15 protein-coding genes are annotated in these 15,806 nt (G+C 66.4%); all 15 read right to left on the bottom strand.

Annotation, left to right across the window (positions count from 1 at the left end; all coding sequences use genetic code 11):
- Window positions 1-4: 4 nt before the first annotated feature.
- The 15 genes from OE647_RS15400 to OE647_RS15330 all read right to left on the bottom strand — a co-directional run bounded on the left by OE647_RS15400 (window position 5) and on the right by OE647_RS15330 (window position 15,790).
- A complete protein-coding gene (locus OE647_RS15400) occupies window positions 5-1,036 on the bottom strand; it encodes an ABC transporter substrate-binding protein (protein WP_263722647.1) in 1,032 nt (343 codons plus the stop codon).
- 24 nt (window positions 1,037-1,060) lie between these two features.
- A complete protein-coding gene (locus tag OE647_RS15395) occupies window positions 1,061-2,002 on the bottom strand; it encodes a PfkB family carbohydrate kinase (RefSeq protein ID WP_263722646.1) in 942 nt (313 codons plus the stop codon).
- Window positions 1,999-2,994 carry an ADP-ribosylglycohydrolase family protein gene (locus tag OE647_RS15390; protein WP_263722645.1) on the bottom strand — a complete coding sequence of 332 codons (996 nt, stop codon included), beginning with the start codon at window positions 2,992-2,994 and terminating at the stop codon, window positions 1,999-2,001. The genes OE647_RS15395 and OE647_RS15390 overlap by 4 nt, the downstream gene beginning before the upstream one ends.
- Window positions 2,995-3,014: 20 nt before the next feature.
- On the bottom strand, window positions 3,015-3,725 hold the full coding sequence (locus OE647_RS15385; protein WP_263722644.1) for a GntR family transcriptional regulator: 711 nt from the start codon (window positions 3,723-3,725) through the stop codon (window positions 3,015-3,017).
- Window positions 3,726-3,893: 168 nt separating this feature from the next.
- Window positions 3,894-5,450, bottom strand: coding sequence for a trimethylamine methyltransferase family protein (locus tag OE647_RS15380; protein WP_263722643.1), 1,557 nt, complete (start codon window positions 5,448-5,450; stop codon window positions 3,894-3,896).
- 179 nt (window positions 5,451-5,629) lie between these two features.
- Entirely contained in the window at window positions 5,630-6,172 is a 543-nt protein-coding gene (locus OE647_RS15375; RefSeq protein WP_263722642.1) for a type 1 periplasmic-binding domain-containing protein, read from the bottom strand.
- A gap of 154 nt (window positions 6,173-6,326) precedes the next feature.
- Window positions 6,327-6,452 (bottom strand): hypothetical protein, encoded by a 126-nt coding sequence (locus tag OE647_RS15370; RefSeq protein ID WP_263722641.1) that lies wholly within the window; start codon window positions 6,450-6,452, stop codon window positions 6,327-6,329.
- 211 nt (window positions 6,453-6,663) lie between these two features.
- Complete coding sequence (gene gyrB / locus OE647_RS15365; RefSeq protein ID WP_263722640.1) at window positions 6,664-9,102, bottom strand: DNA topoisomerase (ATP-hydrolyzing) subunit B; 2,439 nt, start codon at window positions 9,100-9,102, stop codon at window positions 6,664-6,666.
- 79 nt (window positions 9,103-9,181) lie between these two features.
- Window positions 9,182-9,805 carry a LysE family translocator gene (locus tag OE647_RS15360; protein ID WP_263722639.1) on the bottom strand — a complete coding sequence of 208 codons (624 nt, stop codon included), beginning with the start codon at window positions 9,803-9,805 and terminating at the stop codon, window positions 9,182-9,184.
- Window positions 9,806-9,918: 113 nt separating this feature from the next.
- Window positions 9,919-10,353: a VOC family protein gene (locus OE647_RS15355; protein WP_263722638.1), complete on the bottom strand. Its 435-nt coding sequence runs from the start codon at window positions 10,351-10,353 to the stop codon at window positions 9,919-9,921.
- Window positions 10,350-11,459 carry a DNA replication/repair protein RecF gene (gene recF, locus OE647_RS15350; protein ID WP_263722637.1) on the bottom strand — a complete coding sequence of 370 codons (1,110 nt, stop codon included), beginning with the start codon at window positions 11,457-11,459 and terminating at the stop codon, window positions 10,350-10,352. The genes OE647_RS15355 and recF overlap by 4 nt, the downstream gene beginning before the upstream one ends.
- Window positions 11,460-11,497: 38 nt before the next feature.
- A complete protein-coding gene (dnaN, locus tag OE647_RS15345) occupies window positions 11,498-12,616 on the bottom strand; it encodes a DNA polymerase III subunit beta (protein ID WP_263722636.1) in 1,119 nt (372 codons plus the stop codon).
- A gap of 115 nt (window positions 12,617-12,731) precedes the next feature.
- On the bottom strand, window positions 12,732-14,108 hold the full coding sequence (dnaA, locus tag OE647_RS15340; RefSeq protein WP_263722635.1) for a chromosomal replication initiator protein DnaA: 1,377 nt from the start codon (window positions 14,106-14,108) through the stop codon (window positions 12,732-12,734).
- 476 nt (window positions 14,109-14,584) lie between these two features.
- A complete protein-coding gene (rpsT, locus tag OE647_RS15335) occupies window positions 14,585-14,851 on the bottom strand; it encodes a 30S ribosomal protein S20 (RefSeq protein WP_263722634.1) in 267 nt (88 codons plus the stop codon).
- Between the two features lie 162 nt (window positions 14,852-15,013).
- Window positions 15,014-15,790, bottom strand: coding sequence for an enoyl-CoA hydratase (locus OE647_RS15330; RefSeq protein WP_263722633.1), 777 nt, complete (start codon window positions 15,788-15,790; stop codon window positions 15,014-15,016).
- Window positions 15,791-15,806: the final 16 nt, after the last annotated feature.

Genomic DNA, 15,806 nt, shown 5'->3' with positions numbered 1-15,806 from the left:
AGCCTTACTGGGCCGCCTTCAGATCCTGCCAGAGCTTCAGGTAGGTCTCCCGATCCGCGTCGGAGACCGGCTTCATGAACTGCACCCGCGCGACCGTCGCCGGATCCTCGACAAGCTTCCGGTTGAAGCTCGTCTCCGGCAGTTCCGCCAGCGCCTTGGTGTTCGAGGATACCGGCGCCCCCTCGGCGTCCCATTTGACGTAGAATGCCGGGTCCACCATCCAGTCGATGAAGGCCGCCGCGGCCTCCTTGTGGGTGGAGGTTGAGGGGATCGACAGACCGTCAAGCCAGCCGATGGCGCCCTCTTCGGGGACGACGAAGGCAATCGGCAGCCCCTTCGCCTGCGAGCGTGAGGCCGAGCCCGACCAGTAGGTGGCCACCGCAAAATCGCCCGCCGACATGAACTGGTTCCAGTCGTTCTCGGAACTCCAGAAAGTCGTCATCTGCGGCAGAAGCTCGGTCAGCTTCGCCTTGATCGCGTCGAGGTCGGTGATCTGGTTGATATTCTGACCCAGCGCCATGGCGGCGAACTGCACCGCCTCAAGTCCGTCGTCGCGGATCGAAACGCGCCCCTTCCACTGCGGGTCCCAGAGCACCGAAAGCGATGTCGGCATCTCGGCAAAGTCGTTGGTGTTGACCGCGATGGAGGTCAGGCCCCAGGTCCAGGGCACGCCATGAAGCGCACCGCCGGGGTTCAGGTCCTCATTCCCGGTCAGGGACGGATCGAGATCGGCGAAGTTCTGGATCATCGAGCTGTCGATCGGATCGATCAGCCCTTCGTCCTTGGCCTGCGCCGTATAGGCGGAGTTGATCAAGACCACGTCATAGGCGCCCGGATTGGTGCGCAGCTTGGTCAGCATCTCCTGTTCGGAGGTGAAGTATTCGTGGACGACCGTGTTGCCGGTCTTTTCCGTGTAGGCGGCGATCGCCCAGTCGAGATCCGTGCCGTAGCCCTGCCAGTTCAGGACGCGGATTTCGTCGGCCAGCGCGCCGTTGGCGGCGAGAACCAGCGCGGACGTCAGAAGCAGTCTGTTCATGTGTTCCTCCTTTTGGCGGTAGTGTCATGCCGTCCGCGCAGGGTCCTCGGCCTTGCCGAGCGCTGCCAGGACGTCGTTCTTCTGCGGGGCCGTTGACGGCCCTTCTTGGGTTGTCGAAAGCGCGGCGGCGATATTGGCGAACCGCGCCGCGTAAAGGGCATCGCCCGTGTCGGCGAGCGCCGCGATGAAGGCACCGATATGGGCATCGCCCGCACCGTTGGTGTCGATGGCATGCACCGGATGGCCGGGAACATGCCGGGCCGCCCCACCGTCACACGCAAGGAAGCATCCGTTCGCGCCGTCGCGGACGATGGCCCCGCCCCTCCGCCCCCGGGCGAGCGCGGCGGCCGCGTCGCCGGGGTCCGCCCGGCCGACGAGGGCTGCGGCCTCCGCCCGGTTGGCGCTGAGCCAGGTTGCGGCACCAAGCGCGGCGGCGCAGCTTCCTTCGGGGATTTCCGCCACAAGCGGCGAGGGGTCGAAGACAAGCTGGACCTGCCCGGCCCGCGCCTCAAGCCAGCCGGTCAGCGCCGCGCGGCTTTCGCGGTAGCCCAGCGCATATCCCGACAATAGGCACCAGTCGTCGGCTGCTACCGCAAGGCCGTCCAGGTCGGCGGAGGTCACGATCCCGTCCGCCCCAGATGAGGCGACGAAGGTCCGCTCGCCCGCCCGGTCGATGAGACAGGTGCAGCAGCCCTGGTCGGCGCCGGCCAGCCTGGGGCGCAGCGTCTCGATCCCCTCGGCCAAAAGCGCCGCAGCCGCGATCTCGGCAAAGGGACCGGTGCCCAGCGTCCCCGCGTAGGCGACCGCCATCTCGGCGCGCCGCGCCGCGACCATCGCGTTATAGCCCCCGCCCGCGCAGATCGCGGACCGGCGCACGATGGCTTCCTCGCCGGCGCGGGGAACGGCCTCCACCCAATAGATGTGATCCACGATCACACCGGACAGCTGGATGAGGCGGCCGGTCATGGTCGCACCCCGGATCGGCGCCGGTCCCGGATCGCCAGAAGCCCCTCGGCGATCGGGGCAAGGTCCAGCCCATTTGCCGCCCGAACCTGTTCGACCTTGTCAGCCGGGAAGGCCCCAAGACCGGAACAGGCGCCTGCCATGGCGCAGGCGATGGCGCCGATGGTGTCGGTATCGTCACCGATATTCGCCGCGATCACCCCCGCCCGCCACGGATCGCCCTGGGCGAGGACGACCACGCCGAAGGCGGCGGGAACGGCCTCCCGGCTCGCGACCGAGGTGCCGATCCGCGCGACCAGTTCGTCTTCCGATCCACGTTCGGCGATGTGAAGCGCGGCAAGGATCAGGCCCGCGATATCCGCCTCGCCGACCGGCGCGCCGAGGGTGGATCCGATCCGCGCAGCTTCGATCGCGGGGCCGCAGGCCGCTTCGAAGGTCGCCCCCTCCACGCCAAGGCTGATCGTCATGGCAACGGCGGCCGCGGCGGCGATCGCCTCGCGGGTGTTGTGCGTCACCCGGCAGGCTTCCGCAACACGGGCGACGAGGGCTGCGGGGTCTTCCGGCGGTGTGGCGATGCCGACCGGGGCGATGCGCATGGCCGCCCCGTTGGTCGTTCCGGCGCGCCCCGTCTCGCTGGCCGGCGCACCGGCCGCGAGCGCCTCGAGCGCGCGCTTCGACGAAGGGCCGAGAAGGTCGCGCAGCCCTCGGGCGCGCACATCCCGTTCCCAGCCAAGCAGCGCCTCGGCCCAGGCACGGTCGTCGAAGCGCTCCGGCGAGCGGATCATCAACTCAGCAAGAAGCAAGGTCTGTTCGGTGTCGTCCGTGACCATGCCCGCGCGCAGACCGTGCGACACGGGATGGTCGGGGAAGGGATCGACAAGGTCGCTGATCCGGCCATAGGCATCCTCGATACGCGCGCGCGGCAGCGTCTGCGACGGCATCCCCAGCGCGTCGCCCAGCGCAACCCCCATCAGGGCCCCGAGCGCGCGATCCATCTGCTGCCCCCGCCCGCCCATCAGAAGTCGATCCTCAGGCCGAAGCGCGCGGGATCAAGGATGCTATCGACATATTCGAGGACGCTGCCGTCCGCGCAGCGCGTGACGCGTTCGAGGCGCAGCATCGGGGTGCCCGCGGGCCGCTCCATGATCGTGGCGTCGACCTCGGAAAGCGCGGGGATGACGCCCGCCGTCTCTTGCCCCTTCGCGGCAAAGAGACCCAGATCGGCCAGGGTGCGGTTCAGCGATTGATCCGTCAGCCCGTTCGCGGCCGCCTCGGCGTAGGCATCGCGCCAGGGCAGGCGGCTGCGCTCCAGCGAAATCCCCTGTTTCGCTCCGGTGCAGAACCGCAGGCGATCGACGCAGAGGTATTCCTGCACCGACCCGAGCATCCGGTCCGCGCGCGCACTCGCCCCACGGCCAAGCCGCAGGAGGCGCGTGATCACCTCGCCTGCCCCGTGCGACAGCGCGACGGTCCAGCCCAGGTTGCTGTCGATGGTCGTCCCGTCATAGGTCACGAAGGATCCGATGCCCGAGCGCGTGGTGATCAGACCCTGCCGGGTCAGAAGCTCCAGCCCCTTGCGCACGGTGTTCCTGCTGACCGCGAAGCGCCGCATGAGCGCGCCCTCGCTTTCAAGCAGCTCGCCGTGTGCGACGCGACCCTCGCGGATCTCGCGCTCCAGCGTCTGGGCGACGAGTTCAGACTTTGCGATTCCGATCCGGGTGGACATGGGTTACTCACCGAACCTGTTCCTACCTGTACCGTATCCGGAGCCACACATCCGTCAAGCGCCGAATCCATCGGCGCTGATCCTGGGCAGGAGGGGGCGCCCCAGGCGGCGCGCACCGTCTAGCCCCTGCCCGCCCCGGGCGGAGCAAGGCGGCAAGGACCGTCGGTTTCAGATCACGGATACGACGCCCGAATAGGCGGCAACGATATGTTCGTCGGCGCGCGCGGTCAGGGCGGCGATCTCGCGCTCCTGCTCCGCGCTCAATAGGCCCTGTTCGGGCGCGGCCGCGATCGCCGCCAGCGCAAACTCGCGCGCCTCGTCAAAGGCCGCCCGGCGCCCGGACTTTTCATAGTCGTCGCGGCCGATCCGCTTGAACACCTTGGGCGACAGCTGATCGCGGCAGGTGGCGATCGTGTGGGCACTGTCAAGGAAATGGCCGCCGGTCCGGATCTGCATCAGCTCGTCCCAGTTCAGCGCCTCCTTGTCGAGGCTGGGCTTGCGAATGAAGCGCCGCATCATGGCGCCCACCTCGTTGTCCAGAACCGCCTGCACCGGGCTGAAGACGGTGGCGCATTCCAGTTGCCCCACGCCGCCCAGGATGTCGGCCCCCGCAAGTGCGACCGTCTGGGTCAACAGCGCGCGTTCCGCCATCGACTGGTGATCCACGTCCGGCGTGTCGGAGCCCGATCCGTAGGTATGCGCGATGACACCCCAGCCCCGCTTCATCAGCTGGATCGACATGCTGGCCGCCTGCAGGGATTCGACGCAGCTTTGCAGGGCGCTGCCCGTGCGCATGTCCAGTGTGAACATCAGCGGCGTCGCGATCACCGGCGTTCCCGGCGCGAGGATATGCGCCATCACGGTCATGCCGACGATCTCGGCCGCCGCCATGATCGCCATGGAGGGCACCGACAAGGGCGCCGTCCCACCCGAGGACGGCAGCGAGCAGGCGTGGAGCGGAATGCCATATTCCCCCGCCTTCATGATGACATGGGTGTCCATGTACTTGAATTCGAGCGGCGTGAAGGAGCAGGTGATGCAGCTGGTGATCGGATTGGCGCGCAGTTGCGCCTCGCCACCCGCCGCGACGGCGGCGATGCGCATCAGGTAGTCCACGTTCTCCCACTGGTAGGGCTGCATCCAGATATGCTTCGGCGTTCGCGCGATCAGGCGGCCAAAGCTGTGAATGTCGGATGTCACCTCGGGTACGCCGTGGACGAAGGGATGGGCGATGAACCCGACCTCGTCCAGCGCGCTGGCGACGGCGGCGATCTCGGACACCGCCGCAAGGTCCATCTTGCGGTAACTGGCGTCGCGCGGGTTCACATAGCCATGCGCGCCGGTTCCGGTCCGCATGATGAAACCCCGGTCGGCGCGCGGCAGGTCGATGTTGAACCCTGCCTCCTTGCCGCCAAGCCGGACCGACTTCGGCGTGGCCGCCATGGCCTCCTGGATCAGGTCGCGCGGCATGCGGATGCGGTTCGCGTCCGTCCCAGGCTTGGCGCCTGCAGCAAGAAGGCGTTCGTAGGCGTCCGGATGAAGGATCGCGACACCGTAATCGGCCAGAACGTCCTCAACCCGTTCCTTCAGCCACTCGACCTCGGAGTCGCTGAGAAAACCGAACATGACACGCGAGAATTCGGGCGGTTCCTGCCGAAAGGCATCCGCGGCATCTCTCGTGCGGGCGGTGCGGGTGCGTTTGCGGCTACTCGTGCGGGCGTCCATGGCGACCTCCTTGGCAAAAGGACTGCTCATGGCACACACCGATTAGACTGACTGCCTGCCGACTTCAGCGCAAGGAAACGCTAGCATTCGGCTGGTCTCAGTCAATCGAGTCGTCCGGGGGCGCGTCAATTTGCCCGGGCTGCGTTTCCGCCAGCGGGACGCCCCTCGGGCGCGCTTCGTCAGAGATTCATTCGACGATCTCGGCCACCTGCGCGAGCCCAATGCGCGGGCAGGCCCCGATCACGTTGGTCACCGACATGTTGAGCCTCACGACGAACTCCTCCATCCGCAGGGCAGGCAGATCGCCCGGGGGTATGGTCGAAGAGGATCCGTTCGGCTTGCTCACCCGCCAGCTGGCCAACGCCGTAGCAACGCGCCGCGACCGAGATCAGCGCGGCCCCCTCCTGACCCTTTCCTCGCAAGGCCTGCGGACCGACGTCCCCGCAGCGCGCGCCGCCCGCGTCAAGCGCGCTTTCCCTCGCGGTGATTGTCAGGCCCTGTTCCGCGGCCAGCGCCGTTTCGTCCCGCCTGACGGTGGAGTTCTTCTCGTCGCCGTTGAACTGCAGGCCGATATGGCGGAGCGAGGGCATCAAGTCGCGCATCGTCTGCGACGTCATGGTTTCAGGCGTCCGGCTCCAGGTGCCGGTCATGTTCGTGCGGTCGGTATCCGCAAGCGACCTGATGATGCCGGAGCCGACCGGGTCGGCCACGGTCATGAACACCTGCGGACTGCCCGTGTTGAGGTCCGGTGCGCCATGGGCCTCCAGCGTGCGCCGCGGCGAGGATGCCGGGCCGTCGCGCCTTGTCCTGGGCGGCGCCCGGGATCGTGAATTCGACGTCGCACCCCGTCCCGGTCAGGTAATCCCGGAAGCCCTGTCAGGCCTCCTCGCAGCCGCGCCAGGTTGCGATGGCGAGCCGGGGTGCCTCCGCGCAAAGTGCAACGGAGGCCGTTGCCAGCCAGCGCACAATCGCGCTGCCGATCCGCCATCCGGTCAGCGACACCCTCCCCCTCATTCGCGGCGCTGCGCCCCCGGCACGGCAAAGGTCAGCAGTCCGAAATCAGGCGCTCTCGTTCCAAATCATCTGACGACGGACAAACTCGGGAATTTCCGACCATTCTTCAATTCGACGTGCTCTACGGGCGTGCAGTGTTTTGCGCAACAAACGCAAAACTATTCCGCAACTGCAACGCCATGCGCACCCCTACAAGCGGTCAGAAATCCAGGTTCTCCACGCTCAGCGCGTTTTGCTGGATGAATTCGCGGCGCGGCTCGACGACATCGCCCATGAGCTTGGTGAAGATGTCGTCGGCATCGGCCAGGTCCTCGATCCGGACCTGGTTCAGGACGCGCGCGGAGGGGTCGAGCGTGGTTTCCCAGAGTTGGTCGGGGTTCATCTCTCCCAGACCCTTGTAGCGCTGCAGCGTCAGTCCCTTTTCCCCTTCCGCGAGGATCGCGGCCAGAAGCTCGGATGGGCCATGGATCGTCTGCTCGCGGTCCTTGCGGACAAGCTTCGCCAGCGCCCCATAGACCTCTTGCAGCGCCTTGGTGTGCGTGGCCAGCCGCCGCGCCTCGCCAGAGCGCAGAATCGGGCCGTCCAGCGTCCGGATCTCCTCCACCCCGCGCAGGGATCGGGTGAAGCGCAGCCCGTGGTCCTGGGTGGGCCGGCCCTGCCAGCCGCGCTCATATTCCACCGCCACCGCGTCCAGCCTGCGGGCGACCTCGTTCGCAACGCCCTGGGCGTCGGCGTCGACCCGGCCGGGCAGCAGCGCGCCCGCGATCGCCGATTGTTCCAGGACATGGGCCGGGTAATGGGTGGGAAACGCGAGCAGGCTCTTGCGGACCACGCGCGCTTCCTCGACCACCCGGGCAAGATCCGCGCCAGATATCTCCTCTCCGGACCCAAGCCGCAGCACGGCGCCCTCGATGCCCTGCTGGATCAGGTAGTCCTCAAGCGCCGCCTGGTCCTTCAGGTAGACCTCGGACTTGCCGCGGGCGACCTTGTAGAGCGGCGGCTCGGCGATGAAGAGGTGCCCAGCCTCGATCAGGTCGGGCATCTGGCGGAAGAAGAAGGTCAAGAGAAGCGTGCGGATATGCGCGCCGTCCACGTCGGCGTCGGTCATGATGATGATCTTGTGATAGCGCAGCTTGCCGAGGTTAAACTCATCCCGCCCAATGCCGGTCCCGAGCGCGGTGATCAGCGTGCCGATCTGGTCCGAGGACAGCATCCGGTCGAAGCGCGCCCGCTCGACGTTCAGGATCTTGCCCCGCAGCGGCAGCACCGCTTGGTTCTTGCGTTCGCGGCCCTGCTTGGCGGAACCGCCGGCCGAGTCGCCCTCGACCAGGAACAGTTCTGACAGGGCGGGGTCCTTTTCTTGACAGTCGGCCAGCTTGCCGGGCAGCGAGGCCACGTCCATCGCCGTCTTGCGCCGCGTCAGCTCGCGTGCCTTGCGGGCCGCCTCACGCGCGAGCGCGGCCTCGATGATCTTTCCGACGATGACCTTGGCCTCGGCGGGGTGTTCCTCGAACCACTCCGACAGCTTCTCGTTCACCAGGTTCTCGACCGCGGGCCGGACCTCGGAACTGACCAGCTTGTCCTTGGTCTGCGAGGAGAACTTCGGGTCCGGCACCTTCACCGACAGCACGCAGGTCAGCCCCTCGCGCGCGTCGTCGCCGGTGAAGTCCACCTTCTCGCGCTTGGCGATGCCGCTGTCCTGGGCGTATTTCGTCAGCGTCCGGGTCAGCGCGCCGCGAAAGCCCGCCAGGTGCGTGCCACCATCGCGCTGCGGGATGTTGTTGGTGAAGGGCAGCACGGTTTCGTGGTAGCTGTCGTTCCACCACATCGCGACCTCGACCCCGATGCCGCCGCGCTCGCCGGTGATGAAGATCGGATCGGACATGACCCCGGACTTGTGGCGGTCCAGATATTTGACGAACTCGCGCACGCCGCCTTCATAGAAAAGCTCGGTGCGCTGCAACTCCGCGCCGCGGTTATCCTCAAGGATGATCTTGACGCCGGAGTTCAGGAAGGCGAGTTCGCGCAGCCGGTTTTCCAGCGTCTTGAAACTGTATTCGAGGTTCGAAAACGTCCCATCCGGCCGGTTGGTCTTGGCTGCGGCAAGGAAGCGGACCTCGGTCCCCTTCTCGCCGGGCTGGGCGTCGCCCACGACGCGCAGCGGCTCGACCGTTTCGCCGTTAGCGAACTTGGCGTAATGCTCCTTGCCATTCCGCCAGACGCGCAGTTCCAGCCAGTCCGACAGCGCGTTCACGACCGAGACACCGACGCCGTGCAGACCGCCCGAAACCTTGTAGCTGTTCTGGTCGAACTTCCCGCCCGCGTGCAGCTGGGTCATGATGACCTCGGCCGCCGAGACGCCCTCGGTCGGGTGCATGTCGGTCGGAATCCCGCGGCCGTTGTCGCGTACCGACACCGAATTGTCGGCGTGAATCCGCACCCGGACGAAGTTCGCGTGGCCCGCGAGCGCCTCGTCGATGCCGTTGTCCACGACCTCATAGACCATGTGGTGGAGACCCGACCCATCGTCGGTATCGCCGATATACATCCCGGGCCGCTTGCGCACAGCCTCCAGGCCCTTGAGAACCTTGATGGAATCGGCGCCGTATTCAGCTGCCTTCTGCGCGTCGTCGGTCATGCCCGCCCGTCCTGATTATTCTGCGCATCTTATAGGGCCCGGGGCGTATATTGTCACGCCGAAGACACAAGATTTTGCGTCAGAGCAGGGCGATCAACACCCCCACGATCACCAGCAGCCCCCCGGCGCAGACATTGATCCACCAGAGCGCCCGTGGCGAGCGCAGGATGCGCCGGGCCTGCCCAACGGCGAAGGCCGCCAGCAGGTTTCCCGAAAACGGGATCAAGGCCGACATGGCGAGGATGACGGCGATGTCCGGCCCGGTGACGCGCGACAGATCGAAGAAGCCCGGCAGCACCCCCATGTAGAACAGCACCGCCTTGGGGTTGCCGATCACGGCGGCCAGGCCTGCGGAAAAGGCCGGCCAGATCCCCGGCCGCGTCATCCGCCCCTCCGCCACCAGAATGGAGCGGTGCGCGGTCCGGATCAGCGCCGCGCCCATAAGAAGGAAGATGCCCGCCGCGACCCAGTGGAGGATCGTCAGCAGGTTGTCGACACGGGACACGACCCAGGTCAGCCCGAAGATCGCGGTCAGCGGCCAGACGATATCCCCGATCGTCACCCCCACCGCCAGGGGCCACGCGGAACGGAAGCCGCCCGACAGCGACCGCGCGGTCAGTGCGACGAACACCGGCCCCGGCGTCAGCCAGAGGATGGCCAGCGCGCCCGCATAAAGCCAAAGCTCGTTCATCGTGACCGTCATGGCACCCCGCCGCCGTCCCGGATGCACGCCCCTCGGGCGCGCGGCGCGACGCTGGCATGCCGCCTCGGAACTTTCAATGGGATTTGCGCGGGGGGCCGTCGGGATCGGCGGGCCTAGCCCCCCGCACCCGGAAGCTTCAGGCTGCCATCGGGCGAAAGCGGCCAGAACGGGTTCATCGCCAGTTCCCAGACATGGCCGTCCGGATCGGCGTAATAGCCCGAATACCCGCCCCAGAAGACCTTCTCGGGCCGTTTGAGCGGCGTCGCCCCGGCCTCTAACGCCGCAGTCCAGGCGGCATCCACCTCGGCCTCGGTCGGGAAGTTCTGGGCAAGCGTCGCGGCGCCAGTGCCTAGTTTCGCGCCCGGCCTGCCCTGATCCTCAGCCAGCGCGTCGAGACCGAAAAGCCCCAGCACCGTGCCCAGCATCTGGAAGAAGACCACCCCCTCCTGCGCCTGCGCGGCGCGCCAGCCAAGCGCCTCGTAGAAGGCGCGGGACCGGGCCAGATCTTTCACGCCAAGGGTGATCAGCGTCACGCGTTGCGGGGTCATGTCCAGCTCCTTTCGCTTACGGCGGATGTGCCGCCGCCATCGGCGACCTCAAAGGCCTGGGCGCGCGGACCAAGCGTTTCGAACAGTTCGGCCCCCGTTCCCGTCAGAAAGGCCTGCGCACCGAGTGCGCAGATCTCATCGTACAGCGCCGCGCGCCGGCCCGCATCGAGATGCGCCGCCACTTCGTCCAGCAGAAGGATCGGCGGGGCGCCGAAATCATCCGCCAGAGCCCGCGCGTTGGCCAGGATCAGCGAGATCAATAGCGCCTTCTGCTCTCCGGTCGAGGCCTGGGCGGCGGGCGCCCCCTTGGCCGCGTAGACCGCCCCAAGGTCGGCGCGGTGCGGGCCTAGCAGGGTCCGGCCCGCCGCCATGTCGCGACTGCGGCCAGCGGCCAGCGCCTCAGCCAGGTCTTCGGCCCCCGTTGCGGCGCCGTCGGGGTCAAGGATCGTCAGGTCGGCCGCCGGAAATGCGGTCTCCGCCCCGGCCTGCGCCGCCACCACCCGCGCGACCGCCCCGGCCCGGTTACGCTGGATCATGGTCCCTGCCTCGGCCATCTGCGACTCAAGCGCGCCGTACCAGCGGGGGTCGCGGACCTGATCGCGCAGCAGGCGGTTGCGTTCGCGCATGGCCTTCTCATAGGTCAGGACGGCGTCCGCGTGTCCGGGCTCGAACGACAGCGTCATCCGGTCCAGAAAGCGGCGGCGCCCCTCCGCCCCCTCGATCCAGAGACGGTCCATTGCCGGAACCAGCCAGAGCATCCGCAAGATCCGGCCCAGCGCGGCTTGCGGGGCCGGCTTGCCGTCGATCACCACCGACCGGCTTGCGCCGGGCTCGGCGAAGGTCTCGACCTCATGCGTCTGGTGAAGGCTTGCGACCTCCGAGCGGATCTTCCAGCCCAGCGCCTCCGGGCGGCGGGCGATCTCCTCCGGACCCGCGCGGCGCAGCCCGCGGCCGGGGGAGAGGAGCGATACCGCCTCGATGATATTGGTCTTGCCTGCGCCATTCGGCCCGTAGATCGCGACAGGGCGCCCGTCGAAGGACATTTCCGTGCGCCGGTGCGAACGGAAATGCGACATGAGCAGCGATGTCACGGCGAGGCGCGGCAAGGGGCCTGTGCCTTTCGATCGTTGACCCGGGGCGCGGATCAGACGCGCATCGGCATCACGACATAGACCGCCGAGGTGTCGTTGCCTTCGCGCATCAGGGTCGGGTCGCCGGAGGAGTTGAACAGGAAGACGGCGTTTTCGCGGTCCACCTGGCTGGCAATTTCCAGCAGGTATTTCGCGTTGAACCCGATCTCAAGCCGTTCGTCGCCATAGGCGACGGCCAGCTCCTCTTCGGCGGCGCCCGCGTCCGGTGCATTGACCGACAGGATCAGGCGGTCTTCGTCCAGTTGCAGCTTCACCGCGCGGGACCGTTCCGAGGACACCGTCGCCACACGGTCCACCGCCTTGGCGAACTCGGCCGCATCAACCTCAAGCCGACGGGCGTTCGCGACGGGAATGACGCGGGTGTAGTCCGGGAAGGTCCCGTCGATCACCTTGGAAGTCAGCGTGATCGCCGGCGTCGCGAAACGCACCTTGGTTTCGGAGACGGAAACCGCGATCTGCATGTCGTCGTCGTCCAGAAGCTTGCGCAGCTCGCCCACGGTCTTGCGCGGCACGATCACCCCCGGCATGCCCTGCGCGCCATCCGGCAAGGGGGCGTCGATCCGCGCCAGCCTGTGGCCGTCGGTCGCAACGCAGCGCAGGACCTGCCCGTCCTCGCCGGTCGCCACATGCATGTAGACGCCATTCAGGTAATAGCGCGTCTCTTCGGTCGAGATCGCGAACTTCGACTTGTCGAAGAGCCGCCGCAGGATCGGGGCGGGGGCGGAGAAGTTCGCGGTATACTCCGACGACGCCATGACCGGGAAATCTTCCTTCGGCAGCGTCGCGAGCGAAAAGGTGGAGCGCCCGGCCTCGACCGTCAGGCGACCGCTTGCCGCATCCGCGGTCAGCTGCACCAGCGCCCCATCGGGCAGCTTGCGCACGATCTCGTGCAGCATGACGGCGGACACGGTCGTGGCTCCCGCGCGTTCGACCTGCGCCGGCGCCTTGTCGACGACCTCGATATCCAGGTCCGTGGCGCGGAAGCTGACGGTGTTGCCCTCGGCCTCGATCAGGACATTGGCAAGGATCGGAATGGTGTTCCGGCGCTCGACCACCGACTGGGCTTGCCCGACCGCCTTGAGAAGCGTCGCGCGTTCGATGCTGATCTTCATTTCCGTCCTCTGGCTTGCCGGGAGGGCAGAATTACCAGAATTCGCCCCGGGCTCAAGAATTATCGGGAATGTCCGACGGATCGCCGGGGGCGTCAAGACGCCCGCCGGCCCTGCCTCAGGCCTCCAGGAGGCGCCGGAGCAGGTTCAGATCCTCGGCCAGCTGGTTGTCGCTGCCCTTCAGTTCCTCGATCTTGCGCACGCCGTGCATGATCGTGGTGTGGTCCCGCCCGCCAAAGCGGCGGCCGATCTCGGGAAGCGACCGCGTGGTCATGTTCTTGGCGAGGTACATGGCGATCTGGCGCGGGCGGGCGATGGTGCGGACGCGCTTCGGCCCGATCATGTCCGACAGCCGGATGTTGTAATGTTCGGCAACCTTGCGCTGGATTTCCTCGATGGTGATCTTGCGTTCGGAGGCACGCAGGATATCGGCCAGACAGTCCTGCGCCAGGTCCATCGTGATTTCCCGGCCGACAAGCGAGGCGAAAGCGAAGAGCCGCGTCAGCGCGCCTTCGAGCACGCGCACGTTCGTCGAGATGCGATGCGCGAGGAATTCGAGGATGCCGTTGGCCATCCGGACATTGCCGTGCTGCGCGCGGTAGGCCTCGGCCTTCTGCTGGAGGATGCCGAGGCGCAGCTCATAGTCCGTGGGGTGAAGATCGACGACGAGGCCGCATTGCAGGCGGCTCTTGATCCGCTCCTCCAGATCCTTGATCTCGCCGGGGGCGCGGTCGGCGGAAATGACGATCTGCTTGTTCTGGTCAACGAGCGCGTTGAACGTGTGGAAGAACTCTTCCTGGGTGCTGTCCTTGCCGGCGATGAACTGAACGTCATCGACCATCAGCACGTCGACCGCGCGGAACATCTCCTTGAAGTCCATGACCTGCTTTTCGCGCAAAGCCTGGATGAAGCGGTACATGAACTGTTCCGCGGAGAGGTAAAGCACCCTCAGATCCGGCCGGCGCGTGCGAAGCTCATGCGCGATGGCGTGCATCAGGTGGGTCTTGCCGAGCCCGACGCCGCCGTAAAGGAAAAGCGGGTTGAAGGTCGTCGGCCCGCCTTCGGCCACGCGGCGCGCGGCGGCATGGGCCAGTTCGTTCGGCTTACCGACGACAAAGTTGTCAAAGGTGAAACGCGAATCGAGCGGCGCCCCGGGCAGTTCCGCCTCGTCCGCGCCACGCACCACGGCGGGCATCGGGCGGCGGCGCGCAGGACGTTCGGCGATCTGGGCGAGCGGAACGGGTGCGGGGCGTGACGCGGCGACGAGAAACTCGATCCGTTCGACCGCCTTGCCGGTGCGCGCCAGATGCGCGCGAATCTGCTCGGCGAAGTTGCGCGAAACCCAGTCGCGCATGAACTTGGTCGGCGCCTCGAAGCGCGCAATGCCGCCGTCGAGCCCGATCAGGCGGAGAGGTTCGATCCAGGTGACGAAATTATTCTTTCCAACCGCCTTGATAAGTTCATCGCGCACAGTCCCCCAGGTATCGTTCGTCATTCTCGCCTTGCCTACAAATTGCCGACCGCGCCGCCTCTGAGACGTGGCCGTCTACGCTCCGGCGATCCCGATCGTGCGCCGCAGGGGGCGCAACGGATAGGCCACGACAACAGAAAACACAGCCGGTAAGATCCGGCCATGTCAGACTATTGGCTTGTGACGCGGCAAGCAGCTGCCGGCATCAAAAACGAGCACACCAGGCGCTGTAAAACCAACGCTTCTTCCGACTTCCCGAATGTTGAATTCGAACCGACGTGATGGTGCGCTTCATGTCCCCCAAGACGACGTGAATCGCACCGTCACGCTAGCAAGCCCGGCGAAGCGCCCGCAACCGATCTTCGAGCTTGACTCACTCTTTGTCGCACCGAATCCCGGGGTGCAGTGCAAAGAAGGCACAGATGCCCTTGAAGGCGAAAAAGCAAAAATGGCGCAACCTGAGGCTGCGCCATTCGATCTTCTGCAATCCGCCCCGGCACTTACTGGGCGATGGCCTTCACGCGCGAGGCCAGGCGCGACATTTTCCGCGCGACGGTGTTCTTGTGCATGACGCCCTTGGTCACGCCACGGGCCAGTTCCGGCTGGGCCGAGCGCAGCGCCGCGGTGGCGGCTTCCTGGTTGCCGGAGGCGATCGCTTCTTCGACCTTGCGCAGGAAGGTACGGATGCGCGAACGGCGGGCTTTGTTGATGTCTTTGCGGGTCTCGGACTGACGAGCGCGCTTCTTGGACTGGGGCGTATTAGCCATTGGTGTTTCCCAACTTCCGGGTTTGTTTCGATTCGATTGCGCCACAAAGCCCGGTCGTCCCAGCGAACCGGATGATTCTAGCCTGAGCGGGCTCCACGCGCATTTGACCGCGCCCCATTAAGGGAAAATACCGGCGAAGGGAAGTCTCTTTTCACGAAAGGCTCAGCGGTCGCGGAACTGCGGTTCTCGCTTTTCGAGGAAGGCGCCCATGCCTTCCTTCTGATCCTCGGTCGCGAAGAGCGCGTGAAACAGCCGGCGCTCAAAGAGAATCCCCTCGCGCAGGGTGGTTTCGTAGCTGCGATTGACGGCCTCTTTCACCGCCAGCACCGAGATCGCGGATTTCTCTGCAACCTTGCGGGCCGCGGCCATCGCCTCCGGCAAGAGCTTGGCGACCGGCACGACCCGGCTGACAAGGCCCGACCGCTCGGCCTCGGCGGCGTCCATGAACCGGCCGGTCAGGTGCATGTCCATCGATTTCGACTTCCCGACGAAGCGGGTCAGGCGCTGGCTGCCGCCGATCCCGGCCATGGTGCCGAGGTTGATTTCGGGCTGGCCGAACTTTGCGGTTTCGGAGGCGATGATGAAATCGCACATCATCGCAAGCTCGCAGCCCCCGCCCAGCGCGTAACCGGAGACGGCCGCGATGATCGGCTTGCGGCAGCGCAGGATCGATTCGGTGCTGTTGGTGAAAAGATCTTCGGTAAAGACATCGACGAAGCTCTTTTCCGCCATTTCGCGAATGTCGGCGCCAGCGGCAAAGGCCTTGTCCGAGCCAGTCAGAACAATGCAGCGCACCCGTTCATTGGCGTCCGCCGCGGCCACGGCGGCGGCAAGCTCGTCCAGCAGACGGGAGTTGAGGGCGTTCAGGGCCTCTGGCCGATTAAGCCGGATCAGGGCCACATAGTCTTCGACTTCTACGACGATTGTTTCGTAGGCCATCTCAGCCCTCCTTCTG

The organism is Albidovulum sediminicola, assembly GCF_025751575.1.
GTDB classification, from domain to species: domain Bacteria; phylum Pseudomonadota; class Alphaproteobacteria; order Rhodobacterales; family Rhodobacteraceae; genus Albidovulum; species Albidovulum sediminicola.
This window is presented reverse-complemented; position numbering and strand designations above follow the sequence as displayed.